28 protein-coding genes are annotated in these 26146 nt (G+C 68.1%); 14 read left to right on the top strand and 14 right to left on the bottom strand.

Features of this window, described 5'->3' with window-relative positions; genetic code table 11:
- Positions 1 to 111: 111 nt before the first annotated feature.
- The 3 genes from Q9R17_RS06795 to Q9R17_RS06785 all read left to right on the top strand — a co-directional run bounded on the left by Q9R17_RS06795 (position 112) and on the right by Q9R17_RS06785 (position 1930).
- Complete coding sequence (locus Q9R17_RS06795; protein WP_308157666.1) at positions 112 to 747, top strand: NAD-dependent epimerase/dehydratase family protein; 636 nt, start codon at positions 112 to 114, stop codon at positions 745 to 747.
- A gap of 4 nt (positions 748 to 751) precedes the next feature.
- Positions 752 to 1456, top strand: coding sequence for a YafY family protein (locus Q9R17_RS06790; RefSeq protein WP_308157665.1), 705 nt, complete (start codon positions 752 to 754; stop codon positions 1454 to 1456).
- Between the two features lie 99 nt (positions 1457 to 1555).
- The gene (locus Q9R17_RS06785) at positions 1556 to 1930 is read left to right on the top strand and encodes a VOC family protein (RefSeq protein WP_308157664.1); all 375 of its coding nucleotides are present in this window, start codon (positions 1556 to 1558) and stop codon (positions 1928 to 1930) included.
- Positions 1931 to 2001: 71 nt separating this feature from the next.
- Here Q9R17_RS06785 and Q9R17_RS06780 read toward each other — a convergent pair whose 3' ends face one another.
- The 4 genes from Q9R17_RS06780 to pdhA are packed head-to-tail and all read right to left on the bottom strand — an operon-like array spanning position 2002 to position 5878.
- Positions 2002 to 3384 (bottom strand): dihydrolipoamide acetyltransferase family protein, encoded by a 1383-nt coding sequence (locus Q9R17_RS06780; protein WP_308157663.1) that lies wholly within the window; start codon positions 3382 to 3384, stop codon positions 2002 to 2004.
- Complete coding sequence (locus tag Q9R17_RS06775) at positions 3381 to 3734, bottom strand: SH3 domain-containing protein (protein ID WP_308157662.1); 354 nt, start codon at positions 3732 to 3734, stop codon at positions 3381 to 3383. Before Q9R17_RS06775 ends, Q9R17_RS06780 begins: the two co-directional genes overlap by 4 nt.
- A 1-nt stretch (position 3735) precedes the next feature.
- Positions 3736 to 4803 carry an alpha-ketoacid dehydrogenase subunit beta gene (locus tag Q9R17_RS06770; protein WP_308157661.1) on the bottom strand — a complete coding sequence of 356 codons (1068 nt, stop codon included), beginning with the start codon at positions 4801 to 4803 and terminating at the stop codon, positions 3736 to 3738.
- Positions 4796 to 5878, bottom strand: coding sequence for a pyruvate dehydrogenase (acetyl-transferring) E1 component subunit alpha (gene pdhA / locus Q9R17_RS06765; RefSeq protein ID WP_308157660.1), 1083 nt, complete (start codon positions 5876 to 5878; stop codon positions 4796 to 4798). Before pdhA ends, Q9R17_RS06770 begins: the two co-directional genes overlap by 8 nt.
- 335 nt (positions 5879 to 6213) lie before the next feature.
- Between pdhA and Q9R17_RS06760 the strand changes: the two genes are divergently transcribed.
- From Q9R17_RS06760 to Q9R17_RS06745, 4 genes are all read left to right on the top strand, one after another.
- A complete protein-coding gene (locus Q9R17_RS06760; RefSeq protein WP_308157659.1) occupies positions 6214 to 7092 on the top strand; it encodes a tryptophan 2,3-dioxygenase family protein in 879 nt (292 codons plus the stop codon).
- A 211-nt stretch (positions 7093 to 7303) separates the two neighbouring features.
- Positions 7304 to 8803 carry an oligopeptide:H+ symporter gene (locus Q9R17_RS06755; protein WP_308157658.1) on the top strand — a complete coding sequence of 500 codons (1500 nt, stop codon included), beginning with the start codon at positions 7304 to 7306 and terminating at the stop codon, positions 8801 to 8803.
- A 16-nt stretch (positions 8804 to 8819) separates the two neighbouring features.
- Positions 8820 to 9419 carry a thioredoxin family protein gene (locus tag Q9R17_RS06750; RefSeq protein ID WP_308157657.1) on the top strand — a complete coding sequence of 200 codons (600 nt, stop codon included), beginning with the start codon at positions 8820 to 8822 and terminating at the stop codon, positions 9417 to 9419.
- 148 nt (positions 9420 to 9567) lie between these two features.
- A complete protein-coding gene (locus tag Q9R17_RS06745; protein WP_308157656.1) occupies positions 9568 to 10710 on the top strand; it encodes a hypothetical protein in 1143 nt (380 codons plus the stop codon).
- A 24-nt stretch (positions 10711 to 10734) separates the two neighbouring features.
- Here the strand turns inward: Q9R17_RS06745 and Q9R17_RS06740 are convergent, their stop codons facing one another.
- Positions 10735 to 11229, bottom strand: a complete 495-nt coding sequence (locus Q9R17_RS06740; protein WP_308157655.1) for a MarR family winged helix-turn-helix transcriptional regulator — start codon at positions 11227 to 11229, stop codon at positions 10735 to 10737.
- 131 nt (positions 11230 to 11360) lie between these two features.
- Between Q9R17_RS06740 and hppD the strand changes: the two genes are divergently transcribed.
- Together hppD and hmgA are read left to right on the top strand one after the other, a co-directional pair.
- Complete coding sequence (hppD, locus tag Q9R17_RS06735; protein ID WP_308157654.1) at positions 11361 to 12473, top strand: 4-hydroxyphenylpyruvate dioxygenase; 1113 nt, start codon at positions 11361 to 11363, stop codon at positions 12471 to 12473.
- Positions 12474 to 12590: 117 nt separating this feature from the next.
- Positions 12591 to 13889: a homogentisate 1,2-dioxygenase gene (gene hmgA / locus Q9R17_RS06730; RefSeq protein WP_308157653.1), complete on the top strand. Its 1299-nt coding sequence runs from the start codon at positions 12591 to 12593 to the stop codon at positions 13887 to 13889.
- A gap of 71 nt (positions 13890 to 13960) precedes the next feature.
- Here the strand turns inward: hmgA and Q9R17_RS06725 are convergent, their stop codons facing one another.
- Positions 13961 to 14494 (bottom strand): hypothetical protein, encoded by a 534-nt coding sequence (locus Q9R17_RS06725; protein WP_308157652.1) that lies wholly within the window; start codon positions 14492 to 14494, stop codon positions 13961 to 13963.
- A 121-nt stretch (positions 14495 to 14615) separates the two neighbouring features.
- Between Q9R17_RS06725 and Q9R17_RS06720 the strand changes: the two genes are divergently transcribed.
- The gene (locus Q9R17_RS06720) at positions 14616 to 15203 is read left to right on the top strand and encodes a hypothetical protein (RefSeq protein ID WP_308157651.1); all 588 of its coding nucleotides are present in this window, start codon (positions 14616 to 14618) and stop codon (positions 15201 to 15203) included.
- A 43-nt stretch (positions 15204 to 15246) separates the two neighbouring features.
- Complete coding sequence (locus Q9R17_RS06715) at positions 15247 to 16206, top strand: sodium:calcium antiporter (protein WP_308157650.1); 960 nt, start codon at positions 15247 to 15249, stop codon at positions 16204 to 16206.
- A gap of 137 nt (positions 16207 to 16343) precedes the next feature.
- Here Q9R17_RS06715 and Q9R17_RS06710 read toward each other — a convergent pair whose 3' ends face one another.
- The 8 genes from Q9R17_RS06710 to Q9R17_RS06675 all read right to left on the bottom strand — a co-directional run bounded on the left by Q9R17_RS06710 (position 16344) and on the right by Q9R17_RS06675 (position 24103).
- Positions 16344 to 16730 carry a Na+/H+ antiporter subunit G gene (locus Q9R17_RS06710; protein ID WP_308157649.1) on the bottom strand — a complete coding sequence of 129 codons (387 nt, stop codon included), beginning with the start codon at positions 16728 to 16730 and terminating at the stop codon, positions 16344 to 16346.
- Positions 16727 to 17011 carry a K+/H+ antiporter subunit F gene (locus tag Q9R17_RS06705; RefSeq protein WP_005411334.1) on the bottom strand — a complete coding sequence of 95 codons (285 nt, stop codon included), beginning with the start codon at positions 17009 to 17011 and terminating at the stop codon, positions 16727 to 16729. Before Q9R17_RS06705 ends, Q9R17_RS06710 begins: the two co-directional genes overlap by 4 nt.
- Positions 17008 to 17511 carry a Na+/H+ antiporter subunit E gene (locus tag Q9R17_RS06700; RefSeq protein WP_308157648.1) on the bottom strand — a complete coding sequence of 168 codons (504 nt, stop codon included), beginning with the start codon at positions 17509 to 17511 and terminating at the stop codon, positions 17008 to 17010. The genes Q9R17_RS06705 and Q9R17_RS06700 overlap by 4 nt, the downstream gene beginning before the upstream one ends.
- A complete protein-coding gene (locus Q9R17_RS06695; protein ID WP_308157647.1) occupies positions 17508 to 19043 on the bottom strand; it encodes a monovalent cation/H+ antiporter subunit D in 1536 nt (511 codons plus the stop codon). Before Q9R17_RS06695 ends, Q9R17_RS06700 begins: the two co-directional genes overlap by 4 nt.
- Positions 19040 to 19417 (bottom strand): Na+/H+ antiporter subunit C, encoded by a 378-nt coding sequence (locus tag Q9R17_RS06690; RefSeq protein WP_308157646.1) that lies wholly within the window; start codon positions 19415 to 19417, stop codon positions 19040 to 19042. The genes Q9R17_RS06695 and Q9R17_RS06690 overlap by 4 nt, the downstream gene beginning before the upstream one ends.
- The gene (locus Q9R17_RS06685; protein ID WP_308157645.1) at positions 19417 to 22248 is read right to left on the bottom strand and encodes a monovalent cation/H+ antiporter subunit A; all 2832 of its coding nucleotides are present in this window, start codon (positions 22246 to 22248) and stop codon (positions 19417 to 19419) included. Before Q9R17_RS06685 ends, Q9R17_RS06690 begins: the two co-directional genes overlap by 1 nt.
- 342 nt (positions 22249 to 22590) lie before the next feature.
- Positions 22591 to 23076: an Mpo1-like protein gene (locus Q9R17_RS06680; RefSeq protein ID WP_308157644.1), complete on the bottom strand. Its 486-nt coding sequence runs from the start codon at positions 23074 to 23076 to the stop codon at positions 22591 to 22593.
- 100 nt (positions 23077 to 23176) lie between these two features.
- Entirely contained in the window at positions 23177 to 24103 is a 927-nt protein-coding gene (locus Q9R17_RS06675) for a phosphoribosylaminoimidazolesuccinocarboxamide synthase (protein ID WP_308157643.1), read from the bottom strand.
- A 144-nt stretch (positions 24104 to 24247) separates the two neighbouring features.
- Between Q9R17_RS06675 and Q9R17_RS06670 the strand changes: the two genes are divergently transcribed.
- Genes Q9R17_RS06670 through Q9R17_RS06660 form a run of 3 tightly spaced genes read left to right on the top strand, consistent with a single transcriptional unit; the run spans position 24248 to position 25784 of the window.
- Complete coding sequence (locus Q9R17_RS06670; protein WP_308157642.1) at positions 24248 to 24577, top strand: DnaJ domain-containing protein; 330 nt, start codon at positions 24248 to 24250, stop codon at positions 24575 to 24577.
- 34 nt (positions 24578 to 24611) lie between these two features.
- Positions 24612 to 25289: a ribulose-phosphate 3-epimerase gene (gene rpe / locus Q9R17_RS06665; RefSeq protein ID WP_308157641.1), complete on the top strand. Its 678-nt coding sequence runs from the start codon at positions 24612 to 24614 to the stop codon at positions 25287 to 25289.
- Positions 25290 to 25301: 12 nt separating this feature from the next.
- Positions 25302 to 25784: a GNAT family N-acetyltransferase gene (locus Q9R17_RS06660; protein ID WP_308158296.1), complete on the top strand. Its 483-nt coding sequence runs from the start codon at positions 25302 to 25304 to the stop codon at positions 25782 to 25784.
- The last annotated feature ends 362 nt before the right edge of the window (positions 25785 to 26146 follow it).

The raw sequence follows: 26146 nt of genomic DNA, 5'->3' as shown, positions 1-26146 counted from the left end.
AATCCTGGGTGGGAAAGGCACCGGTGGCCGGCACCAGTGACAGCATATCGGCGCGGCCGACGGTGGCTTGAACGGCTAGGATGGGCACAGGATGCCGCAGGAGGGGGAGCGATGCGCGTGATGTTGCTGGGGGCCAGTGGCCTGGTGGGCAGCCGGGTACTGCCGCGGCTGCTGTCCGACCGCCGCTGCAGCGGTGTGGTGGCCCCGGCGCGGCGTCCACTGCGGGCCCGTGATGCCCGCCTGGAAAACCCCGTGCTGGACTTCGGTGCCTTGCCCACGGCACCGGACTGGGCACGCGTGGATGCGGTCATCTGCGCCCTGGGCACCACCCGTGCGCAGGCCGGCAGCCGCGAGGCCTTCGCGCGGGTGGACCACGACTATCCCCTGGCCTTCGCCCGTTTGGCGCAGGGGCAGGGGGCGGGGGTGTTCGTGCTGAACTCGGCGGTGGGCGCCAATGCCCGCTCGCCCTTCTTCTACAACCGGGTCAAGGGCGCGCTGGAAGACGACCTGCGTGGTCTGGGCTTTGCCGCGCTGACGTTGGTGCGGCCCGGTGTTATCGGTGGCGAGCGCAGCCAGCGCCGTCCAGCCGAGCAGCTGGCGCAGCGCGTGCTGGGGCTGTTCGGGCCGGTGCTGCCGCGCGGCTGGCGGCTCAACCCCGCCGATGTGATCGCCGCCGCCCTGGTGGAGGCCGCGCTGGACCCGCAGCCGGGGCAGACCGTGGTGCCTGCCCGCGACCTGGTGGGCTGAGCCGGTGTCACGTCCGCTCCGCCTGGCCCAACTGCTGCAGGTGCTGCGCGGCTACCGGCGCCCTGTGCGCGGGCAGCGGCTGGCCGATCAGATGGGCGTGAGCCTGCGCACGCTCTACCGCGATATCGCGACCCTGCGCGAACAGGGGGCCGACCTGCATGGCGACCCCGGTTACGGCTTCTTCCTGGAGCCTGGCGAGTTCCTGCCGCCGTTGACCCTGCCCGCGCTGGAAGTGGATGCGCTGTCATTGGGGCTGCGCTGGGTGGCCGCCAATGCCGATCCGGTGCTGGCCGATGCCGCGCGCAGTGCGCTGGCACGCATCAGCCATGCCCTGCCGGAAGCGCGCCGCCAGCGCCTGCATGACAACCCGCTGGGTGTCGGGCCGGCCCGCCCACCGCCGCCCACCGTTGCGCAGATCATGCAGCAGGTACGCGAGGCACTGGCTGCACGCCGCTGCCTGCAGCTGGCCTATCGCGATGCTGCAGGGGAGGACAGCGTGCGCACCGTCTGGCCGGTGACGCTGGGCATCTTCATGACCGATCCAATGCTGGCCGCGTGGTGCGAGACACGGGCGGCCTTCCGCCATTTCCGCCTCGACCGGGTGCAGGCGCTGCAGAGGCTGGAGGTGCCGATTCCCGCCACGCACCCGGTGCTGATCCGGCGCTGGCGCAAGGAACAGGGCATCGAACCGGAGTGGGAACCGTGCTGAGCCGGGGCCGGGTGTAGCCGGCATCGAGGCGCACGGCCGCTGACAGAATCTGTCAGCGGGGCCACCGCACCATGGGCGCTCCCAATGACGGAGTTGCCCATGTTCCAGCCCACCCTGCTGCTGCAGTACGTTCGCGATGTCGCCACCAGTACCGCGTTCTATGCCGCCTTGCTCGGCCGGCCCGCCGTCGAGCAGTCTGCGGTGTTCGCCCTGTTCCCGCTCGGCGATGGAGCCGTGCTTGGGCTATGGCAGCGCGATGATGTGAAGCCTGCCGTCAGCGCCGATGCCGGTGCGGCCGAACTGGCGATGGTCGTGCCCGATGCGGCCACCGTGCAGCGCATGCACGACCAGTGGCAGGCGCAGGGCGTGAAGATCGTGCAGGCCCCGGTCACCTTGCCGTTCGGGCATACGTTCGTCGGCGTGGATGTGGACGGGCATCGCCTGCGTATTTACAGCCGTGCCGTGCACGGGTGATGCTGGCATTGCCATGAACGAAAAACGCCGGGCGATGCCCGGCGTTTTCGTGCCTTTCCTGTTGCTGGCGATCAGCTGGCCAGGGCCAGGTCGTCCATCATCGCGCGCAGGAAGCGGGCCGCTTCACCGCCGGTAGCCGCGCGGTGGTCGAAGGTGACCGACAGCGGGATCATCTTGTGCGCTTCCACGCCACCCATCACCGGGGTCATCTGGTGGCGGGCACGGCCGGCACCGACGATGGCCACGCACGGCGGCACCACGACCGGGGTCGCGTAACGGCCGGCGAACATGCCGAAGTTGGACAGCGAGATGGTGTAGCCGCTCAGTTCGGAGGCGGCGATCGAGCGCGATTCCACCTGCTCGCGCAGGCGGTTGACGCCTTCGCGGATGCCGCGTGCATCGAGCATGTCGGCATTGCGCAGGGCCGGTACGAACAGGCCGTCGTCGGTATCCACGGCGATGCCGATGTCCACCTGCGCGTGCAGGGTACGGGTCAGCGCTTCACCGTCGAACCAGGCGTTCATCGCCGGCACCTTCTGCGCGGCGACCACGATCGAGCGCACCAGGCGGGCGGTCACATCATTGCCCGGCAGCCAGGCATGGATGTCGGCGTCGTCGTTCAGCGTGGTCGGCACGACCTTGCTGTGCGCATCGGCCATCACCCGCGCCATGTTGCGGCGCACGCCCTTCAGCGGCTCCGGCTGGCCCTTGGCGACCACGCCCGGCGGCTGGGTGCGCATCGGCTTGCCCGCGGCAGACAGCGGGGTGCGGTCCTGGCTCTGTACCGGGGCGGATACCTGTGCCGGTGCCGGTGCGGCGTAGGCCGCTGCAGCCACCGGTGCCGGGGCGGCACCGACCTTGGCGCTGCCATCGGCCGCGGCCTGCTTGACGTCGGCCATGGTCACCGCGCCATCGGCGCCGGTGGCGCGCACGCGGGCCAGGTCCACGCCCAGCTTGCGGGCCATGGCGCGCACGGCCGGCACGGCCTTGACGCCACCGACGGCCAGCGCCTGTTCGGTGTGCACGGCGTTGGAGCTCTGCATCGCACCGACCACGGTGCCGGCGTCATCGCGCTCGGCCTTTTCTTCAGCGGCCACCGGGGCGGCTGCGGCCGGCAGCGGCGGCGGGGTCGGGGCGGCAGCCGGTGCCGCCGGGGCATGGCCGTGGCTGTGGCCGGTGTCCTGGCCATCGGCGCGCTGCGGCAGGTTCGGGTCGATCTCGAAGCTGGCCAGCACCGCGCCGGTGGTGATGATGTCGCCGGCCGCGCCGGACAGCTTCAGCACCTTGCCGGAGACCGGCGAGGGCACTTCCACGACGGCCTTGGCGGTCTCCATCGACACCAGCGGCTCGTCCAGCTTGATCACGTCGCCTTCCTTGACGAACCATTCCACGATGGTGGCGTCCGGCAGGCCTTCGCCCAGGTCGGGCAGGTTGAAGTTCTTGGTCTGGCTCATGTGCAGTTCTCTTCCAGCAGTTCCAGTTCGTGGGCCGGCAGCCAACCCGTCGCGCCATTGGCGCGCTCGGACCACCACCACCCACCATGTTCGTGATGCAGCTTGACCATCTCGCCGCTGTCCACATCCAGCTCGCGGGCGTCATAGTCGCGCAGGGCCTCTGCGCGGCCATCGTCCAGCTGCTGCAACCACGCTACCGGGGCCCAGCCGGCACGCCCGTCATCGGTGCGTACCCAGGCAAAGGCCGGCCATTCCTCGTCACGTACACCCACTTCGACGATCTGGCCGGTCCGGAAGCGGAGCGGATTGGGATATTGGCTGCGGTAAGCCCCCAACAGGCGGGCCCGCATGTCAGCCTGCCGCCACCGCGCGCTTGGCCGCGGTCACGATCCGTTCCACGCTCGGCAGGTACTTCATCTCCAGCCGGAACAGCGGAATGTGGGTGTCGTAACCGGTCACGCGCTCGACCGGGGCCAGCAGGTCGTACATCGATTCCTCGGCCAGACGCGCGGCGATTTCCGCGCCGAAGCCCGCGGTCTTCGGGGCCTCCTGCACGATCACGCAGCGGCCGGTCTTGGCCACCGATTCGGCGATGGTGGCAAAGTCCAGCGGGCGCAGCGTGGCCACGTCGATGACTTCGGCACTGATGCCTTCGCCGGCCAGCTTGTCGGCCGCTTCCAGGGCTTCCTTCACCTGCGCGCCCCAGGCCACCAGGGTGACGTCGGTGCCATCACGCAGCACGAAGCACACGTCCAGCGGCAGTGCTTCGCCATCGTTGGCGACCACTTCCTTGTACTGGCGGTAGATGCGCTTGGGCTCCATGTAGATCACCGGGTCGGGATCGCGCATGGCGGCCAGCAGCAGGCCATAGGCACGCTGCGGGCTGGACGGCAGCACCACGCGCAGGCCCGGCACGTTGGTGAAGATCGATTCGTTGGCTTCGCTGTGGTGTTCCGGCGCGCGGATGCCACCGCCCCACGGCACGCGCAGCACCATCGGGCAGTGCAGGCGGCCACGGGTGCGGGTACGCAGGCGTGCGGCGTGGCAGATGATGTGGTCGACCATCGGGTAGACGAAGCCGTCGAACTGCGCTTCGGCCACCGGCTTCATGCCCTGCGCGGCCAGGCCGACGGTCAGGCCGGCGATGGTGGTTTCATCCAGCGGGGTATCGAGGATGCGCTGTGCGCCGAAGCGCTGCTGCAGGCCGGCGGTGGCGCGGAACACGCCGCCGTTGACGCCCACGTCCTCACCCAGCACCAGCACCGACGGGTCGTGTTCCAGCTCCCAGGCCAGGGCCTGGGTGATGGCTTCGATCAGGGTGATGGGGGTAGCGGTCATTGCGGTATCTCCACCGGCGACAGCGGCGCTGTCGGCGGCACTGGCCTGGGACGAGGGGCTGCTGCTCTTGATCTCATCCATGGCGCTGCTCCAGGGCGATGGCGGCCGCGCGCTGTGCCAGCAGGTCCGGCGGCGGATCGGCGTAGAGGTAATCGAACATCGCCTCGACCGGCTGCACCGGGGTGTTGAGGTACTGGTTCACTTCCTCGTCCACGCGGGCGGCGCACTGCTCCACCCAGGCCTTTTCTTCTTCTTCGCTCCACACGCCCTGGGCGGTGAGGTACTTGCGCAGGCGCAGCATCGGCTCACGGGTCCAGGCGTCCTTCACCTCGGCGTCGTCGCGGTAGCGGCGGGCGTCGTCGGCGGTGGTGTGGTCGGACAGGCGGTAGGTCATCAGTTCCAGCACCGTGCCGCCTTCGCCGGCCAGGCCGCGCTCACGCGCCTGCTCCATCGCCGCCAGCACGGCGATCAGGTCGTTGCCGTCCACCTGCAGGCAGTGCAGGCCGCCGGCCAGGCCCTTCTGGGCCAGGGTTTCGGCGCCGGTCTGCGCCGAGCGCGGCACCGAGATGGCCCAGCCGTTGTTGACGATGCACAGGATCAGCGGAAGCTTGTAGGCACCGGCGGAATTCAAGGCGGCGTAGAAGTCGGTCTTGGAACTGCCGCCGTCGCCGCACACCGCCACCGCGATCTGCTTCTCGTTGTTGAGCTTGAACTTCAGCGCCGCACCGGCGGCATGCAGGCACTGGGTGGAAATCGGCACGCAGAACGGGAAGTCCTTCACCGCGTTGCCGGTGTAGTCGTTGCCGCGTTCGTCGCCGCCCCAGTACATCAGCACGTCGTACGGGCGCACGCCGCGCATGAACATCGCCCCGTATTCGCGGTAGCTGGGCGCGAACACATCGCCGGCGTGCATGGCCGCACCGATGCCGACATGCGCGGCCTCGTGGCCCAGGCAGGCCGCGTAGGTGCCCAGCTTGCCGGTGCGCTGCAGCGCGATGGATTTGCTGTCGAACGTACGCACGTACAGCATCTGCTTGAACAGCGGTACCAGGACCTTGGGGTCGCGCAGCGACGCGGGCAGGTCGTCACGGACGAGCGTGCCGTCCGCGTCCAGGTACTGCAGGTATTCGATCTTGAACTCAGCGGCAACCGTCATTGCGTACTGCACCTTCGACAGAGAAGTTACAAATGATATGAATCGCCATGTTAAAGAAGGCGTACGAGATAGCCTTCCTGCGGCGCAACACGGCGATTCCCCTTTGTACCCCTGGCGACGGCTGGGGGGCCAATAACAGCAACGTATTCAGTCGTTGCTGCAAAGCATCAGAATACGCCTTTGGCTGACTGCCGGTGGAACGGGGCAAACGGTTCCACGCGCAGGCGCGGTTCCACAGCCCCACCGGCCGCCGGTCCACACGGGAGCGTATGCAGGCGGCCGCGCGGGCCGGGGGCCACTGCGCTACCCTTGCCGCCCCTGATCCGGTCCCTGCCATGTCTGTCGACAACAACCAACGCGATCTCGAAGCCGGTATCCACACCGACCTGCAGGGCCGGCTGACCTATGGCGGCTACCTGCGGCTGGACCAGCTGCTGACCGCGCAGCAGCCCCTGTCGAGCCCGCCGCACCACGACGAAATGCTGTTCATCATCCAGCACCAGACCTCCGAGCTGTGGCTGAAGCTGCTGGGCCACGAACTGCGCGCCGCGATCGGCTTCCTGCAGCGCGATGAAGTCTGGCAGTGCCGCAAGGTGCTGGCGCGCAGCAAGCAGGTGCTGCGCCAGCTGACCGAGCAGTGGTCGGTGCTGGAAACGCTGACGCCCTCCGAGTACATGGGCTTCCGCGACGTGCTGGGCCCGTCCTCGGGCTTCCAGTCGCTGCAGTACCGCTACATCGAGTTCCTGCTGGGCAACAAGAACGCGCAGATGCTGCAGGTGTTCGAGCATGACCCGGCCGGGCAGGCACAGCTGCGCACCGTGCTGGAAGCGCCGAGCCTGTACGAGGAATTCCTGAAGTACCTGGCCCGTTTCGGCCACGCCGTCCCGGCGGTGTATGAAACCCACGACTGGACCCAGCCGCACGTGGCCGACGACAGCCTGCAGCCGGTGTTCGAGCGCATCTACCAGGACACCGACCGCTACTGGCGCGAATACGCGCTGTGCGAGGACCTGGTGGACCTGGAAACCGCCTTCCAGCTGTGGCGGTTCCGCCACATGCGCACCGTGATGCGGGTGATCGGCTTCAAGCGCGGCACTGGCGGCTCCTCCGGTGTGGGCTTCCTGGCCAAGGCGCTGGAACTGACCTTCTTCCCGGAACTGTTCCAGGTGCGCACCAGCCTGCGCGCCGAGCCGGCCCCGGGCGACCCGGGCTGATTTCCGGCCGGCCCCATTCAGCCAGGCCCGGCATCCGCCGCCGGGCCCCGTGGCATGGGCGGATGGATCGTTACAGGTGCAAGTTCAGCGACCGCGAGGCGTCCTGCCTCAAACGGCGTGTATTTGACGTGAACGCCTCCGTCGGTAATCCTCGCGCGTTGCTTCACTGCACAGCGGACGTGCTTGTCATCCACCGAACCAGGAATCCCGCATGAGCTTGAACGCCACTGCGAACACCCCAGAGCCGGCGCTGCCGGACTTCAAGACCACGATGGGCCATCCGCGCCCGCTGTGGATGCTGTTCATGACCGAGTTCTGGGAACGCTTTGCGTTCTATGGCATCCGCTGGGCCCTGGTGCTGTACATCGTCGCCCAGTTCTACAACGGCAACGCCGCCGGTGAAGGCGACGCCAGCCGCATCTACGGTGCCTACCTGGCCCTGGTCTACGCCGCGGCCATCTTCGGCGGCTACGTGGCCGACCGCGTGCTGGGCTACCAGCGATCAATCCTGACCGGTGCGGTGATCATGGCCGCCGGCCTGTTCATGATCTCCCTGCCGCAGGAGCACATCTTCAAGCTCGGCCTGGCCACGATCATCGTGGGCAACGGCCTGTTCAAGCCGAACATCTCCACCATGGTCGGCAAGCTGTACGGCCTGAAGGATGAGCGCCGCGATTCGGGCTTCACCATCTTCTACATGGGCATCAACATCGGCGCGATGATCGCCCCGGTGCTGACCGAGTACCTTGCCCGCAAGGTGTTCGGTACCGACGCCATGCCGTCGTACAAGGTCGTGTTCATCGCCTCGGGCGTGGGCATGCTGATCTCGCTGGTGTGGTTCTACATCGGCCGTGCCGGCCTGAAGGGCATCGGCGCACCGCCGGCCGGCGCCGAAGGTTTCGGCCGCGTGGTGATGGTACTGGTCGGTGCCGTGGTGGCCATCCCGGTGGCCTATTTCCTGCTGGCAACCGGCGCCAAGGCGCTGGCCTGGATCCTGGGCGTGATGTTTGCCGCCCTGGCCGTGCTGCTGCTGGTGGAAGGCATCCGCGAAGGCAAGGTGCAGCGCGACCGCGTGATCGCCATGCTGATCATCTTCGCCTTCAACGTCATGTTCTGGATGTTCTTCGAACAGGCCGGCAGCTCCTTCACCTTCCTGGCCGAGAACATCGTCAACCGCCAGTTCGGCGAGTGGACCTTCCCGACCGCCTGGTTCCAGTCGGTGAACTCGGTGGCGATCATCACCCTGGCGCCGATCATTGCCTGGATCTGGGTCAAGATGGGCAGCGTCAACCCGTCCATCCCGCGCAAGTTCGGCCTGGGCCTGCTGTTCAACGGCGCCGCCTTCGCCCTGCTGATGTACGCCCTGTCGCAGATGGTCGTGGACGGCAAGATCCCGTTCTGGACCCTGTTCATGGTCTACGTCATCCAGTCCGTCGGTGAGCTGTGCCTGTCGCCGATCGGCCTGTCGATGGTGACCAAGCTGGCCCCGGTGCGCCTGGTCGGCTTCGGCATGGGCGGCTGGTTCCTGTCCACCGGCATCGGCAACAACCTGTCGGGCATCTTCGCCGGTGCCGTCAGTGGCGAAGGTGGCATGACCGTTGACTCCGCGCTCAAGGGGTATACCTTCGGCTTCTGGGCACTGATCGGTTCGGGCGTGGTCCTGTTCCTGATCGCGCCGCTGATCAACAAGCTGATGCACGGCGTCAAATAACGGGAGTCTCCGCGGCATGCGTATGAAGCTCGGTGGTGCGATGGGGGTGGTACTGGCAACCCTGCTCGGGGCCTGTTCGGACCCGCCACCGCCGCCACCGGCCGAGCCCACGCAGCCCCTGGATACCCGACCCACCGAGCCACCGGCCGCTGATCCCAGCGTGCCGGTGGCCTCGGGCAACACCCCGACCGCCGCTGACATCGCCGCCATCGCCGGGCTCGGCGCGCAGTTCGACCCGGCCCGCGATCCCGCCGATGACCTGGCCACCGCCAAGGTGGAAGCCCAGCGCGGCAACAAGCGCATCCTGCTCGAGGTCGGCAACGCCGCCTGCGACCGTTGCCATGCGCTCGATGCGATCGTGGAAGGCAACGCCGACCTGCGCCGCTTCCGCGATGCCCACTACGTGTGGGTGAAGGTCAACGCCAGCGACGAACAGCCCAACAGTGCCTTCTTCACCCAGTTCCCGGTGATGGAGCGCGATTACCCCTATCTGCTGGTACTCGGCGCCGACGGCGGCCTGCTGGTGTCACAGCCCACCACCGGGCTGCGCCGGGGCGAAGCGTTCCAGCCCGCGCGGATCAGCGCCTTCCTCAAGCAGTGGGCGCCGGCCCGGTAGCGCCGGGCCACACCCGACCGATAGGGGCGGGCGCTACTGCGGGTGCGGTCACATTCCCTGAATCGCTGCCTCAATTTCATCGCGCGCGCGCCGCTACCGGCAAGGACCTCACTGCGCGCCGATGCCCGGCGCCCCAACCGGAGCGCCCATGCACGCCGACCCCGCGCACGCCCTGCCTGCTGATGCACACGATGCCCCCGCTGCCGGTGGCACCGATGAGGCGGTGACCCTGCCGCCGGTGGATGCGCTGCTGGATGACCATGGGGTTGGCCAGGACACGCCCGACGAGGCGCCGCAGTACCGCCTGCCCAGCGTGGCACTGCCGGACAACGGGTTGCTGCGGGCGGCCGTGCAGCGGCTGGTGGAACAGAAGGAACGGCTCGATGCGCTGGCCCAGGAAGGCCGGTTGGGGGGGCTGTTGCCGGCCGAGTGGCAGCAGGGCAGCGGTGCACGGGCGATCGACCTGGGCGGCTTCGTGCAGAGCGTGCTGCCGTTCCTGCAGCCGGCCGCGCGTGGCGAGACCGCGCCGGTGCGCCTGCCGGTGCGGCACGTGCTGGGCGACAACAGCCGTTGGGGTCTGCAGGACGTGGCCGAACCGAAGTCGCTGGCCTGGTTCCTGGCCAGTGACGAGCGCGCCACGGCCGGTACCAAGGATCCGGCCGAGGCTTATCTGGTCGGCGCGCTGGGCCTGGCCTGGATGCAGGAAGGGCGCACGCGCCCTGGTTTCCTGCGCGCGGTGGGCCGCGACAGCCTGGCGGCGCGGGTGACCATGCTGGGGTATCCGGCGGCCGAGGACCTGGCGCTGTATGCGGTGACCGCCCATGGCCAGCCGCAGATCTGGTGCGTGCAGGGCCGTCGCAAGCTGCGCGCGCTGGTGGCGCCCTGGCTGACCCTGCCGCTGCTCAATGCCTATGGCGTGCCCGCGCCGACGGCCTGGCCGTCCAGCTACCCACCAGTGGAGGACGTGGCGCAGGCGCTGGCGACCGCGCGGCTGGGCCGTACCGTGCCGGAAGTGGACCTGGGCAAGGTGATGGCCAAGATCGCCGACGATGCCGCCGGCGAAGCCTGGCAACCGGTCGGCCTGCTGCAGCTGCGCACCTGGGTGCCGCGCTGGCACTTCTTCCTGGGCACCTTCGTGGGTCTGCCCTCGTTGCTGCTGGTCACCGCCGCGCTGGCGCTGCCGGGATCGGTGGAAGCGGCGACCGTGGCGGCCTCGCTGGGCTTTGCCGGCGGCGCCATCGCCGCGCTGGCAGTGCCGTGGGTGTTCGCACGGCGCAAGCATCTGAGCTGAGGTGAGGGCCTCCGATGCGGAGGCCTAGACCCCTTCGCCCATGCGCTGCAGGCCTTCCCCGGCCAGGCGCAGGATCAGCGTTTCCAGCAGCTGCTCTTCTTCTTCGCTCAGCACCGACATCAGCTTGCGGGTGATCTCGATCACCATCGGGGCGATGGTCTCGTATACCTCGAAGCCGGCCGCGGACAGTGCCAGCACCGAGCGGCGGCGGTCATCGCCGTGGGTTTCGCGCTTGATGAAGCCGCGTTCCAGCAGCCGCGCCACCGCCCGGCTGACCGCCACCTTGTCCATCGCCGTGCGGTCGGAGACCTCGCTGGCCGACGAGCCCGGGTACAGGGCCAGGATGGTGATCACCCGCCACTCGGGAATGGCCAGGCCGTAACGATCGCCATACAGCTTGGCGATATTGCCGCTGACCCGGTTGGACAGGACGCTCAGCCGATAGGGCAGGAACTGCTCCAGATCGAGCAGGACGTGGGAGGCACGGACACTGGTGGTGGCGGGATCGGCTGGGCTCATGCTGCGGTGCACCTTGCTGGTGGTTTCAGTTGTAACTATAAACACTCATTACGGACCCTGCATTCTCGCGGGTCTGCCCTCTGCCCGCACCTGGTTTGTGCCGATGCGGTCCCCCTCCCGGAGCCAGCGCCATGAATACCGCCGTCCATAGCCCCAGCCACCCCAACCCGGGCATGCAGGTCACCACCTTCGAAAACCCGATGGGCATCGACGGATTCGAGTTCGTCGAATTCGCCGCCCCCGTCGGCCGGGGCCAGGAACTGCACGACTACTTCCGCAGCATGGGCTTTACCGCCGTGCTCAAGCACAAGCAGCGTCCGATTACCGTCTATCGCCAGGGCGACGTCAACTTCCTGGTCAATGAAGACCCCGATTCGTTCGCCGCCGACTTCGCCGAAAAGCACGGTCCGTGTGCCTGCGGCTTCGCCATCCGCTTCAAGAAGGGCGGTGAGGAAGTGTTCCAGACTGCCCTGGGCAATGGTGCGCAGGCCATCGACTTCAAGCCGGACAGCAAGGCCGTCAACGCGCCGGTCATCAAGGGCATCGGCGATTGCATGCTGTACCTGGTGGACCGCTACGGCGCGGCCGGCAGCATCTATGACGGCGACTACGAACGCATCGACGGCGCCGACCTGCGCCCGTTCGGCTTCGGGCTGACCTTCATCGACCACCTGACCCACAACCTGTACTTCGGCAACATGCAGCAGTGGTCGGACTACTACGAGCGCCTGTTCAACTTCCGCGAGATCCGCTACTTCGACATCAAGGGCCTCAAGACCGGTCTGGTGTCCAAGGCGATGACTGCGCCGGACGGCATCGTGCGCATCCCGCTGAACGAATCGTCCGACCCGAAGAGCCAGATCAACGAGTACCTGGACGCGTACAAGGGCGAAGGCATCCAGCACATCGCCTGCTTCACCGAGAACATCTACGACACCGTCGAAGCGATGCGCGCCCAGGGCGTGGCCTTCCTCGACACGCCGGAGACCTACTTCGACGTGATCGACCAGCGCGTGCCGAACCACGGTGAAGACGTGCCGCGCCTGGCGAAGAACAAGATCCTGATCGACGCCGACCCGGAAACCCACCAGCGCAAGCTGCTGCAGATCTTCACCCAGAACTGCATCGGCCCGATCTTCTTCGAGATCATCCAGCGCAAGGGCAACGAAGGTTTCGGCGAAGGCAACTTCACCGCGCTGTTCGAGAGCATCGAGCGCGACCAGATGCGCCGCGGCGTGCTGTAACGTGTGGTGGGCGGCTGCGGCCGCCCGGTGGCGCCGGGCACTGCCCGGCGCTGTTCCGTTCCGGTACCGTCCCATTGGCGCGGCTGGCCGCTGGCTGGCGCTTCCAGGAGTTCCCCCATGTCCTCGTCCATCACCGCCCGTGGCTACCAGACCGGCTTCGGCAACGAGTTCGCCACCGAAGCCGTGCCCGGCACGCTGCCGATCGGCCGCAATTCACCGCAGAAAGTGGCCCACGGCCTGTACGCCGAACAGCTGTCCGGCACTGCCTTCACCGCGCCGCGCGGCCACAACCGTCGCAGCTGGCTGTACCGCATCCGCCCGGCGGTGACCCACGGTGAGTTCACCCCGTTCGCGCAGTCGCAGCTGCAGTGCGATTTCGGCGCGCAGCCGGCCTCGCCCAACCAGCTGCGCTGGAGCCCGCTGCCGCTGCCGGAACTGCCGACCGACTTCGTCGAAGGCCTGTACACCATGGGCGGCAATGGCGCCCCGGATGCGCATGCCGGCGTCGGCATCCACTTGTATGCCGCCAACCGGGACATGGTGGGCCGCTACTTCTACAGCGCCGACGGCGAACTGCTGATCGTGCCGCAGCTGGGCGCGCTGCGCCTGCTGACCGAAATGGGCGTGGTCGAGATCGAGCCGCAGCAGATCGCGGTCATCCCGCGGGGCGTGCGCTTCCGCGTGGAGCTGCCCGACGGCCCCAGCCGCGGCTACATCTGCGAGAACTACGGCGCCCTGCTGAAGCTGCCCGACCTGGGCCCGATCGGCGCCAACGGCCTGGCCAATCCGCGCGACTTCGAGACCCCGCATGCGGCGTTCGAGGATGTCGACGGTGATTTCGAGCTGATCGCCAAGTTCGAGGGACGCCTGTGGCGTGCGCCGATCGACCACTCGCCGCTGGACGTGGTGGGCTGGCACGGCAACTACGCGCCGTACCGCTATGACCTGCGCCGGTTCAACACCATCGGCTCGATCAGCCACGACCATCCGGATCCGTCGATCTTCCTGGTGCTGCATTCGCCCAGCGACACACCCGGCACCAGCAACATGGATTTCGCCATCTTCCCGCCGCGCTGGCTGGTGGCGCAGGACACGTTCCGCCCGCCGTGGTTCCACCGCAATATCGCCAGCGAGTTCATGGGCCTGGTGCACGGTGCCTACGATGCCAAGGCCGAAGGCTTCGTGCCCGGGGGGGCGTCGCTGCACAACTGCATGAGCGGCCATGGCCCGGACGCACCGACCTTCGACAAGGCATCGAATGCAGACCTGTCCCGGCCGGACGTGATCAAGGACACGATGGCCTTCATGTTCGAGACCCGCGCCGTGATCCGCCCGAGCGCACAGGCATTGGCCGCCGCGCACCGGCAGGGCGACTACCAGCAGTGCTGGAACGGCCTGCGCAACAACTACCGCTGAGAACGCAGCGACGCCCGCATCGGCGGGCGTCACGGTAGAGCCACGCCATGCGTGGCTGCTTTCCGCAACGCCTATCCGGTGAACGCCGGGCAATGTTCCAGCGGCAGCGCTTCCAGCAAGCGCTCGCGCACGCGCTGGCTGTAGCCTTCGGAGGTGAGTGCCGGCAGCGCCTGCAGCGCCGCCTGCAGGCCGGCCAGCACATCGGTTTCCACACGCGCCTGCTGCAGGTTGCGCAGCAGCCCGGCGGCCTGCGGGTGACGCTGCATTTCCAGGATGCCCAGCACGTAGATGCGCGCGGCCACCAGTGAACGCCGCCGCTCGACCGGCGTGGCAGCCGCAGGCGGTGAGGACGGCGGTGAGGGCGCCACCGGTGCCGGTGCAGGCGGTGGTGCCGCAGCGGGCGCCACCTCGGCCCCGCTGCTCAGGTAACCGCTGTGAATCAATGCCTGCACCATGGCCACGGCATCGCTGCCCAGCAGTGCCGTCAGTTCGGTGGTATCACGCTGGCCATCGCACAGGATCAGCAGGCGCCGCTGGCGCATGTCCAGGGGCGCGCGGTGTGCCTGCAGCGCGGAGCGGGCGAGATCGGTCTTGCGCGGGTGCATGGGCGATACAGGCAGGGCGGTGCAGGCCGAGCCTGAATGGATGCCATGAAACAGTGATGACAATGCGTGCCCTGCACGTCATCTGCGCTAGCGTGGCGCACCACCCGAGGAGAGCATTCCGATGAAGACCTTGCCCGTTGCCGGCCTGTTGCTGCTGTCCCTGGCGGCCTGCAGCCGTTCCGGTGAAACCAGCGCGCCGGCCGATCCGGCTACACGCGCCGAGCCCACCGCTGCAGCGCCGGCTGCGCCGGCCACCGTCGCGGCGCAGGGCCCGGCCCGCCTGGATGGCTTCGGCCCGCTGGCGCTGGGCAGCGGCGTGGACCAGGTGCGCAGCAGCTGGGGCAAGCCGCTGCAGGGCGAGGTGCCGGATGAGGGCTGCCACTACCTGCACCCGCAGGGCGACGCACCGGAAGGGCCGTGGCTGATGATCGAGGGCAACAAACTGGTCCGCTATGACGTGCGCGGCCCCGGCGTCACCGCCCCGGGCGGCGGCAAGGTCGGCATGACCCTGGGCGAACTGCAGACGCTGTACCCGGACCGTGGCGATGTCGGCCCGGACAAGTACGACGACAAGGTCCAGCACCTGCGCGTCCGCCCGGCCCAGGAGGGCGGTGCGGTCATCGATTTCACCGTGGGCGCCGAGGGCAAGGTCCAGGCCTGGCGGGTCGGCCAGACCCCGCAGGTGGACTACGTCGAAGGCTGCGGCTGAGCGGGCGTAGAATCTTCCGGCACAGCCTTCGGGGGAATGCCGGATGATCGTCATCGCCACTGCCTGGTTCCTGCTCGGCCTGCTGCTGCTGGCCTTGGGCGGGGATTCGATCGTCAAAGGGGTGGCCGGCCTGGCCCAGCGCTTCGGTGCGCGCCCGTTCACCGCAGGCCTGCTGCTGATGACCGTGGCCACCTCGCTGCCGGAACTGGCGGTCAACGCCCGTGCGCTGGTGCTGGGGCAGCCTGAGCTGGCGCTGGGCAATGCCGTGGGCAGCACGCTGGCCAACCTGGGCCTGACCCTGGGCGTTGCCGCGCTGGCCGCGCCGCTGCTGCTGCGCGCACGGCTGCTGGGCACCCTGTGGTGGGCCCTGCTGCTGGCCGCCGTGGCGGTGATCCTGTTCGGGCGCGATGGGCGCCTGCAGGCCTGGGAAGGTGGCCTGCTGCTGGCGGGATTCCTGGCCTGCCTGGCCGTGGTGCTGGCCCGGCGAAACCGTGAACCGGAGGCCGTGCAGCAGACCATCGCCGCCTCGGCCCTGACCCGCACCAGCGTGCCGCTGAACGTGCTGCGCGTGGCCATTGCCGGCGTGGCCCTGTACGGGGGCGCGCGACTGGTGGTGGGCGCCGCTGGCGACTTCGCCACCGCGCTGGGCTGGACGCCGTTGCTGGTCGGCCTGCTGCCGGTGGCTATCGGCACCGCCCTGCCGGAAGTTGCCGCCGCGGTATTCGCTGCACGGCGCGGGCAGGGCGACATGGTGCTTGGCCACGTGCTGGGGTCCAGCGTGGTCAACCTGGCGCTACTGCTGGGCGTGCTGGGCGTGCTGCAGCCGCTGGCGTTGCCGGCGTCGTTCGTGCGGCTGGAGCTGCCGGCGGTGATCGCCTTCGTGCTGGTGCTGTACCCGATGCTGCGTGGCGACCTGCGGATCAGCCGCAGCGAAGGCGCGGTGCTGCTGGGCGCCTTCGTGGCCTGGGTGGGGCTGGAGATCGCACTGGTAACGCCGGCCTGATCGGTTGCGAATGTGACGTGCCGACCCGGGCCGGACGCCATCGGAAACGCCCTGGATGGCCCGTGCGCTGCGATGTAGATCAACGTCATGCGTGGCGGCGGTGAATGCCGTGCGAGCCAGCATCGGCCCCCACGGCATCAGCGCGCCGCGCTTTCCTCGTCCCTGGCCGGTTCCGGCGGCGGCAGCTGCTCTTCCTCGGCACGCTCGTTGCCGGGCAGGCTCGGGCGCGTTTCCATCAGCAGCGACAGCGCGGCCTTGGCCATCAGGTGCGCGCTGATCGGGGCGGTGATGAACAGGAACACGGTGATCAGCAGCTCACGCGGCTGCGGGTCCTGGCCCAGGAAGATGTGGTAGCACACCGATCCCACCAGCACGCAGCCCACACCCAGCGTGCTGGCCTTGGTCGGGGCATGCAGGCGCTTGAAGAACGTGGACAGCTTCACCAGGCCCAGTGCGCCGACCAGGATGAAGAAGCAGCCGAACAGCAGCAGGATCGACAGCGCGATCTGGATGAAGGTGATCATTCGACGATGTCCCGGCGCAGCACGAACTTGCTCAGCACCACCGTGCTGCCGAAGCCGAGCATGGCGATGATCAGCGCCGCCTCGAAGTAGATCGGCGAATTGAGGTACATGCCGAACAGCATCAACTCGGCGATGGCGGTCACCGACAGGGTGTCCAGGGCAAGGATGCGGTCAGGCACGGTGGGGCCGCGCAGCAGCCGCCAGGTGGCCAGCAGCATGGCCAGGCCGACCACGTGCATGCACACCACCAGGGTGGTCTGGATGACTTCAAAACCGGTCATGGGAAGATCTCCATCAACGGGGCTTCATAACGGCGCTTGATCGTGTCGATCAGTTCCTGTGCGTCTTCCAGGTGCAGCACGTGCACCAGCAGGAACCTGCGGTCGTCGCTCAGCGCGGCCGACACGGTGCCGGGGGTCAGGGTGATCATGCTGGTCAACGCGGCGATGCCGTGGATGTTGGCGATGTCCAGCGGCAGCCAGATGAAGCCGGGCTGGATGTTGCGCTCATGCCCCAGCACCTGGATCGCCACGCGGATGTTGGACAGCAGGATGTCCCACAGCGTCACCACCAGCAGCTTCGGCAGCGGCCGCAGCGACCCGATGCGGGCGAATTCGCGGTCCAGGCGCGCGGCGAACAGCGGCACCACCACGCCCAGCAGCAGGCCCAGCAGGATCTGGCCCAGGTTGAAGCTGTCGGACATCAGCAGCCAGAACGCCACCACCATGATCGACAGCGGTACCGAGGGCAGCAGGCGCTTGAGCAGGGAAGGGCGGTTCATGGCTGGCGGATCTCCGGCGTGGTCGCACGCAGCTGCTGCACATAGTCACCCGGCTGCAGCAGCTGGGCGGCGATGGCATCGGTGTGGCGCATCAGCGGTGCGGCGAACAGGGTCATGCCCACGCCGTACAGCAGCAGCACGCAGGCGGCATACAGCTCGACCCGGCGCAGGGGGGCCTTGCGCGGCGCCGGGGCGTCGGCGTCGGGCTGCGGTACGCGCCAGAACAGGCGGATGCCGCCGCGCACCAGGCCCATGATGACCAGCAGGCTGCTGGCCAGCACGGCCGTCCATACCGCCGGGGTGTAGTGCGCCGGCATGCCGGCCAGCAGCGCGGCCTTGGCCAGGAACCCGGACAGCGGCGGCAGCCCGGCCACCGAGACCGCGCCGATCAGGAACAGCACGGCGGGCGTTTCCCGGCCCGGCATCGGTGCGATGACTTCCTTGCGGTCGCTGGCGCCACCACGGCGGCGGCGGATCAGGTCGGCCACCAGGAACAGCGCCGCGGCCACGAAGGTACTGTGCGGCAGGTAGTACAGGCCGGCGGACAGCACCTTCGGCGTGCCCACCGCAAAGGCGATGAACAGCGTGGCCGCCGACACCACCACCAGGTAGGAGATCAGCACGCGCAGGCGCGCGGCCGCGACCACGCCCAGCCCGCCCAGCACCAGCGTGGCCACGCCGGCCCACAGCAGCCAGTCACGGCCGTACCCGGCCATCGCACCGGCGTCCTCGCCGAACCACAGCATCTGCACGCGCAGCACGGCATACAGGCCGACCTTGGTCATGATCGCGAACAGGGCCGCCACCGCCGCCGGTGCGCGTGCGTAGGATTCGGGCAGCCACAAGTACAGCGGCATCAACGCGGCCTTGGCGCAGAACACCAGCAGCAACAGGCCCAGTGTCGCCTTGACCAGCGTCAGCTGGGCCGGTGGCACCTGGGCGATGCGCTGGGACAGCTCGGCCATGTTCAGCGAGCCCAGCGAGGCGTACAGCAGGCCCAGGGCGATCAGGAACAGCGTCGAAGCGGTGACGTTGAACACCACGTAGTGCAGGCCGATGCGCATGCGCAGGCCACGGCCGCCGCTGAGCAGCAGGCCGTAGGAGGCGATCAGCATCACCTCGAAGAACACGAACAGGTTGAAGATGTCCCCGGTCAGGAACGCACCGTTCAGGCCCACCAGCTGGAACTGGAACAGCGCGTGGAAGTGCGGTGCGCGCCGGTCCCAGCCGGAACAGGCATGCAGCAGGCAGGGAATGGCCAGCAGCAGGGTGGTCAGCAGCATCCACGCCGACAGGTGGTCGGCCACCAGTGCGATGCCCAGCCGCGACGGCCAGTCGCCCAGCAGGTAGACGTTGATGTGGCCATCGACGGTGGCGGCAAACAGCAGCCCGACCACCAGCGCCAGCGCGGCCAGCGACGTCCAGGCCACCGTGCGCTGCACCTTCGGGCCATAGCGGCGGTGCTCGACGAACAGCGACAGTGCCGCGCCGAACAGCGGCACCAGGATCGGCAGGATCACCAGATGGTTCATGCGCGCTCCTCGTCGCTGCGTACCGGTGCGTCCTCGTCGGGTTCATGCGCATCGACGTGGTCGCTGTGGTTGTCGCTGCGGCTGCGCATGGCCAGCACGATGCTCACCGCGGTCATCGCGAAGGCAATGACGATGGCGGTCAGCACCAGCGCCTGCGGCAATGGGTCGGTGTAGTTGCCCAGGTGGCTGTCCAGGCCCTCCTTGAGCACCGGCGCCTTGCCCTGCACCACGCGGCCACCGGCGAAGATCAGCAGGTTGGTGGCGTAGGACAGGAAGGTCATGCCGAGGATGACATCGAAGCTGCGTGCCCGCAGCAGCAGGTAGATGCCGATGGCGGTAAGCACGCCGATCGCCGAGGCCAGGGCCAGTTCCATCAGTGCATCTCCCCGGTCAGGGCCGAACGGCGTTGAAGGTCGATTTCCCCCTTGCGGGCGGTGCGGGTGCGCGAGGGCTTGATGGTGCCCATCATCGACAGCATCAGCATCGCCCCGCCGAACACCACCAGGTACACGCCGATGTCAAACCCAATCGCGCTGGCCAGTGGCACGTCACCGATCAGGGGCAGGTGCAGGTCCAGATGGCCGCTGGTCAGGAACGGCACGCCGAACAGCATCGACGCGCTGCCACTGAGCAGGGCGATCAGCAGGCCGGTGCCGATGCAGCGGATGTAGTCGAAGCCGAAGCGCGACTCCACCGACGCGGTGCCCTGGATGACGTACTGGATCAGCAGCGGCACCGCCAGCACCAGCCCGGCGATGAAGCCGCCGCCGGGCGCGTTGTGGCCGCGCAGGAACAGGAAGATCGACACCGTCAGGGTCAGCGGGAACATGATCTGCGCCAGGTCGGCCGGTACCGGCAGCTTGATCGGTGGGCCGGGCATGATCTGTTCCGGGGCCATCCGCGTGCGCCGCAGCAGGGCGTGCACCACCAGCGCGGCGATGCCGAACACGGTGATCTCGCCGAAGGTATCGAAACCACGGAAATCGACCAGGATCACGTTGACCACGTTCTGGCCATACGCCTCGGGCAGGGCGCGGGCCAGCAGCTCGCCGGCCATGGTGTTCGGCGGCAGGGTCATGGCCGTATAGGCCAGGGCCCCCAGGCCGGCACCGGCGATGATGGCGATGACCGCATCACGGCGCTTGCGCCAGCGCGGCCGTTCCGGCCCCGACTGCGCGGGCAGGTAGTTCATGCCCAGCAGCATCAGCACCAGGGTCACCATTTCCACCAGCAGCTGGGTCAGCGCCAGGTCCGGGGCGGACAGGAACACGAAGGTCAGTGCCACCATCAGGCCGACGCCACCGACCAGCAGTACCGCCAGCAGGCGCTGCTTGTAGATGCGCAGGGTGGCCAGGGCGCAGGCCATCATCACCAGCCACAGGGCCCAGCCCAGCAGGGGGATCGGCTGCGGTGCGGTCCAGTTCGGCGAGGCCGGGTTGGCCACGAACGGGGCGGCGGCCACGATGATCGCCACCACCACCAGGCCCAGCAGCATGCGCTGCAGGCTGCCGTTGGCAACGCCGGCGGTCAGCCACTGCGCGCCAGCCGAGAGCAGGTCGAGCTGGCGGTGGAACACGTTGCGGCCGGTGGTGCGGGTTTCCACCGCGTACAGGTCGATCAGGCGGCGCAGGCCGAAGTACAGGGCCACGCCGCCGACCACGCCGATCGCACTCATCGCCAGCGGCAGGTTGAAGCCGTGCCAGACCGACAGGCTGTACTCGGGCATGGCGTTGCCGAGAATCGCGCCGGCGGCGGCATGCAGCACCGGTGCCACGGTCAGCGCCGGGGCGATGCCCACCGCCACGCAGACCACCACCAGCAGTTCCACCGGCACCTTCATCCAGCGCGGTGGCTCGTGCGGCACGCGGTCCAGGTCGTGCGGGCCCTTGCCGAAGAAGGTGTCGTGCACGAAGCGCAGGCTGTAGGCCACGCCCAGCACGCCGGCCAGCAGCGCGGCCACCGACACCGCCGTGCGCATTGCGCCCGGTCCGCCACCGGCGGTCAGGGCTTCGGCGAACAGCATTTCCTTGGACAGGAAGCCATTGAGCAGCGGGATGCCGGCCATCGCCAGCGAGGCGATGATCGCCAGCGCACTGGTGAACGGCATCAGCTTTCTCAGGCCACCCAGCCGGCGCATGTCGCGGGTGCCGGTCTCGTGGTCGATGATGCCCGCGGCCATGAACAGCGAGGCCTTGAAGGTGGCGTGGTTGAGGATGTGGAACACGCCGGCCACCACCGCCATCGGCGTGGACAGGCCGAACAGCAGGGTGATCAGGCCCAGGTGGGAAATGGTCGAGTAGGCCAGCAGGCCCTTCAGGTCGTGCTGGAAGATCGCGTTCCAGGCGCCGATCAGCAGGGTCAGCGCGCCGATGCCGCTGACGGTGTAGAAGAACAGGTCGCTGCCGGCCAGTGCCGGGTGCAGGCGGGCCAGCAGGAACACGCCGGCCTTCACCATCGTGGCCGAATGCAGGTACGCCGACACCGGGGTGGGCGCGGCCATCGCATGCGGCAGCCAGAAGTGGAACGGGAACTGCGCGCTCTTGGTGAAGATGCCGGCCAGCACCAGGAACAGGGCGTAGGGATACAGTGCGCTGGCGCGGATCTGCTCGCCGGCGGCCAGCACCACGTCCAGGTCGAAGCTGCCGACGATGCGGCCGATCAGCAGCACGCCGCCGAGCAGGGCCAGGCCGCCGCTGCCGGTGATCACCAGCGCCATGCGTGCGCCCTCGCGCGCATCCTGGCGGTGCGACCAGAAGCCGATCAGCAGGAACGAACTGATGCTGGTCAGTTCCCAGAAGATCATCAGCAGCAACAGGTTGCCGGAGATCACCATGCCCAGCATGGCGCCCATGAACAGCAGCAGGTAGCAGTAGAAGCGGTGGGCGTTGTCCTGCGCGCTCAGGTAGTAGCGTGCGTACAGCACCACCAGCGCGCCGATGCCCAGTACCAGCCCGGCGAACATCCAGGCCAGCCCGTCCAGGCGCAGGGTCAGGTCCAGCCCGAGCTGTGGCAGCCATGGCAGCGAGGTGCGGACCACCTGGGCGTCCAGCACCGCCGGGGTCAGCCAGCCAAGGATGGCCAGCCCGCCCAGCGGTGCCAGCGCCGCCAGCCAGGCAGCGGTGGTGCGCGAACTACGGGGGAAGGCGGCGACAGCCACTGCCATCAGGAACGGCAGGGCCAGCAGCAGGGGCAGGCTGGGGAGCATGCAGGGAATCCATGATTCACGAGCAGGTCAGTGAGTCTAACAGTCAGCGAAATGTCGCCGAAACCCATGCAACAGCGATCAATTGCAGGGAACGTGCGCTGATTCATTTTTTCCGCAGTGCAGCATGCCGCCGTGACGACCCTACGGTGCACATCGCCAGGCTTTGCCGGATGTGGTCCGTCGGGGCGGCGGGGCAGGGCCCAGCCCCTGTGCGACAGGGGCTGCCGGTTCAGCCTTCGCCACGTGGCGTCGCCGGGGAAGGGCCGTGGTCGGGACGTTGGCAGGCGCCTCGTGCAGCGCCGGTGATGGGCGTGGCCCGTTCAGGAAACGCCGCCCGGCCGATCAATAGCGCCAGTCGAACTTGCGGTAGACCTTGGCCAGCACCCAGCCCGGGCCGATCAGCAGGTAGGTCAGGTCGGTCAGGAAGCTGGGCTTGCGGCCCTCGAACTTGTGGCCGATGAACTGCGCGATCCAGGCCACCACGAATACGGCCAGCCCCAGCCGCCACAGGTTGCCGATGCCGATTTCCGCTTCCAGCAACCGGCAGCTGCAGCCGAACACGAAGAACACCAGCAGCATGCCGATGCCCAGTGGGCGCGAGAGCTTGTTGTAGAAGCACCACGCGGCGAACATCGCAAACGCCGCCCAGATGCCGTACTGGAACCAGGTGATCAGCGGCGGCAGGCACCACAGCATGGCCACGGCCGACCACAGGATCGCCGGTACCGCCACCACGTGGATGTGCTGGTTCAGTGCGTTGCGGTGGTCGTCGGAGTAGCTGGCGAAATAGCGGTCGATGGGACGCGCAAGACGGGTGGTGGTCTGCATGCTGCTCGCTTCCTCCGGTGAGGCCGACAGCATACTCCGGGCGGGAGCGGGGCGAGCCCGGGGGGCACCCCCGGCCAGGGCGGCCGGGGGCGCAGGGGCATCAGTCGACGCTGATGCCGGCCAGGCGCTGCAGCGCCTCGGCGTACTTGGCGCGGGTGCGCTCGATGATGTCGGCCGGGATGGCCGGGCCCGGGGCGGTCTTGCCCCAGTCCAGCGTCTCCAGGTAATCACGCACGAACTGCTTGTCGTAGCTCGGCGGGCTGGTGCCCACTTCGTACTCGTCGGCCGGCCAGTAACGCGAGGAATCCGGCGTCAGCATCTCGTCCATGATGTACAGGCGGCCATCGGCATCGGTGCCGAACTCGAACTTGGTGTCGGCCAGGATGATGCCGCGCTCGCGGGCATAGTCCGCAGCGAACTTGTAGATGCGCAGGGTGGCATCGCGCACGCGCTCGGCCAGGTCGGCACCGACCTGCTTGACCATCGCATCGAAATCGATGTTCTCGTCGTGGTCGCCCACGGCGGCCTTGGTCGAAGGGGTGAAGATCGGCTCGGGCAGCTGCTCGGCCTGGCGCAGGCCATCGGGCAGGTCGATGCCGCTGACCTTGCCGGTGCGCTGGTAGTCCTTCCAGCCGCTGCCGATCAGGTAGCCGCGGGCAATCGCTTCCACCGGCACCGGCTTCAGCTTGCGGGTGACCACCGCGCGCCTGGCATACAGGGCCGGGTCCACGCCCTCGGGCAGCACGCTGGCCACCTCGATGCCGGTCAGGTGGTTGGGCATCAGGTGCGCGGTCTTGGCGAACCAGAAATTGGACACCTGGCAGAGCATTTCGCCCTTGCCGGGGATCGGGTCGGGCAGGACCACGTCGAACGCCGAGAGGCGGTCGGTGGCCACCATCAGCAGGTAGTCGCCCGGCGGGGTCCCGGCCGGCAGCCGCTCGCGCGGAATATCGAACACATCACGCACCTTGCCGCGATGGCGCAAGGGCAGGCCGGGGAGATCGGATTGCAACAACGTGGTCGGCACGGGCACTCCTGGGGCTTCGTCGATACGGCTGCCCGGTGGACCCGATGGGCCCGCGGCAGGACAGCGGGCGGCCTAGTGTAAAGCCGTCCGGGCCCGCTGTGACGTAAAATGATCGTCCATTTCGCCGCCCCCGCCCGGAACGCCATGCGCTGGTACGGAAAACTGCTCGGATTCATTGCCGGAGCCCTGTTGTTCCGCCCCAATCCGTTGTTCGGGGCCGTGGTGGGCCTGCTGCTGGGGCATGCCTTCGACAGCGACTGGTTCCGGCTGAACAAGGAAAACCCATACCGCGAGCTGGGGCTGACCTCCGAGGCCACCGAAGCGGAGATCGAGCGCGCCTACCGCCGGCTGATGTCCCAGTACCACCCGGACAAGCTGGCCGGTGCCGCGCCCGAACTGCGCGAGCAGGCCGAACAGAAGTCCCGCCGCATCAATGCCGCCTACGACCGCATCAAGACCCTGCGCAGGCGCTGATCGTCCCTTTTTTCCACGTTGCCAAGGCCCGGCCATGTCCCATTGCCTCATCGCCCCGTCCATCCTCTCCGCCGATTTCGCCCGCCTGGGCGAGGAAGTCGACAACGTCCTGGCCGCCGGCGCGGACTGGGTCCATTTCGATGTGATGGACAACCACTACGTGCCCAACCTGACCATCGGCCCGATGGTCTGCCAGGCCCTGCGCAAGCACGGCGTCACCGCACCGATCGACGTGCACCTGATGGTCGAGCCGGTGGACCGCATCATCCCGGACTTCGCCGAGGCCGGGGCCACCTACATCAGCTTCCACCCCGAAGCCAGCCGCCACGTGCACCGCACCATCCAGCTGATCCGCTCGCTGGGCTGCAAGCCGGGCATCGTGCTCAATCCGGCCACCCCGGTGGACATCCTGGACTGGGTGCTGGACGACCTGGACCTGGTGCTGCTGATGTCGGTCAATCCGGGCTTCGGTGGCCAGGCCTTCATTCCCTCGGCGCTGGACAAGCTGCGCGTGGTCCGCCAGAAGATCGATGCCAGCGGCAAGGACATCCGCCTGGAAATCGACGGTGGCGTGAAGGCCGACAACATCGGCGCGATCGCTGCCGCCGGTGCCGATACCTTCGTTGCCGGTTCGGCCATCTTCAACGCCAAGACCGGCTACCAGGACGTGATCGCGCAGATGCGCGCCAACGTCGCCGCGGCACGGGGCTGAGCCATGACGACGGTGGCCGCGTTGAACATCCGCCCGGCCACCGTCGCCGATGCCGGCCTGATCCTGCGCTTCATCCGTGAGCTGGCCATCTACGAGAAGGCCGAGCATTCCGTGCAGACCGATGAGGCCGGTATTGCCGACAGCCTGTTCGGCGCCGATGCCACCGCCCGCGCGCTGGTCTGCGAAGCCGACGGCGAGGCGATCGGCTATGCGGTGTATTTCTACAACTACTCCACCTGGCTGGGCCGCAAGGGTATCTACCTGGAAGACCTCTACGTCAGCCCGGAAAAGCGCGGTGGCGGTGCCGGCAAGGCACTGCTGAAGCACATCGCACGCCTGGCCGTGGAGGAAGGCTGTGGCCGCTTCGAATGGTCCGTGCTGGACTGGAATACCCCGGCCATCGACTTCTACACCGCCGCCGGCGCCAAGCCGCAGGACGAGTGGACCGTGTACCGGCTGCAGGGGCAGGCACTGCAGGATTTCGCCAACGGTTGAGGCGCACGGCATCCACGCATGGCGTGGATCTACACCGCCCCCGGCAGATCCACGCCATGCGTGGATGGTTCCAATGCGCCCCCGGCAGATCCACGCCATGCGTGGATGATTCCAATGCGCCCCGGGTAGATCCACGCCATGCGTGGATGATTCCAATGCGCCCCGGGTAGATCCACGCCATGCGTGGACGGTTCCAATGTGGCCCGGGTAGATCCACGCCATGCGTGGATGGTTCCAATGTGACCCCGGTAGATCCACGCCATGCGTGGATGGTTCCAATGTGGCCCTGGTAGATCCACGCCATGCGTGGATGGTTCCAATGCGCCCCGGGTAGATCCACGCCATGCGTGGATGATTCCAAT

It is taken from the genome of Stenotrophomonas sp. 24(2023) (genome assembly GCF_030913365.1).
Classification (GTDB): domain Bacteria; phylum Pseudomonadota; class Gammaproteobacteria; order Xanthomonadales; family Xanthomonadaceae; genus Stenotrophomonas.
Note: the sequence above shows the minus strand (reverse complement) of the source record. Positions and strands in the feature narration are given on the sequence as shown.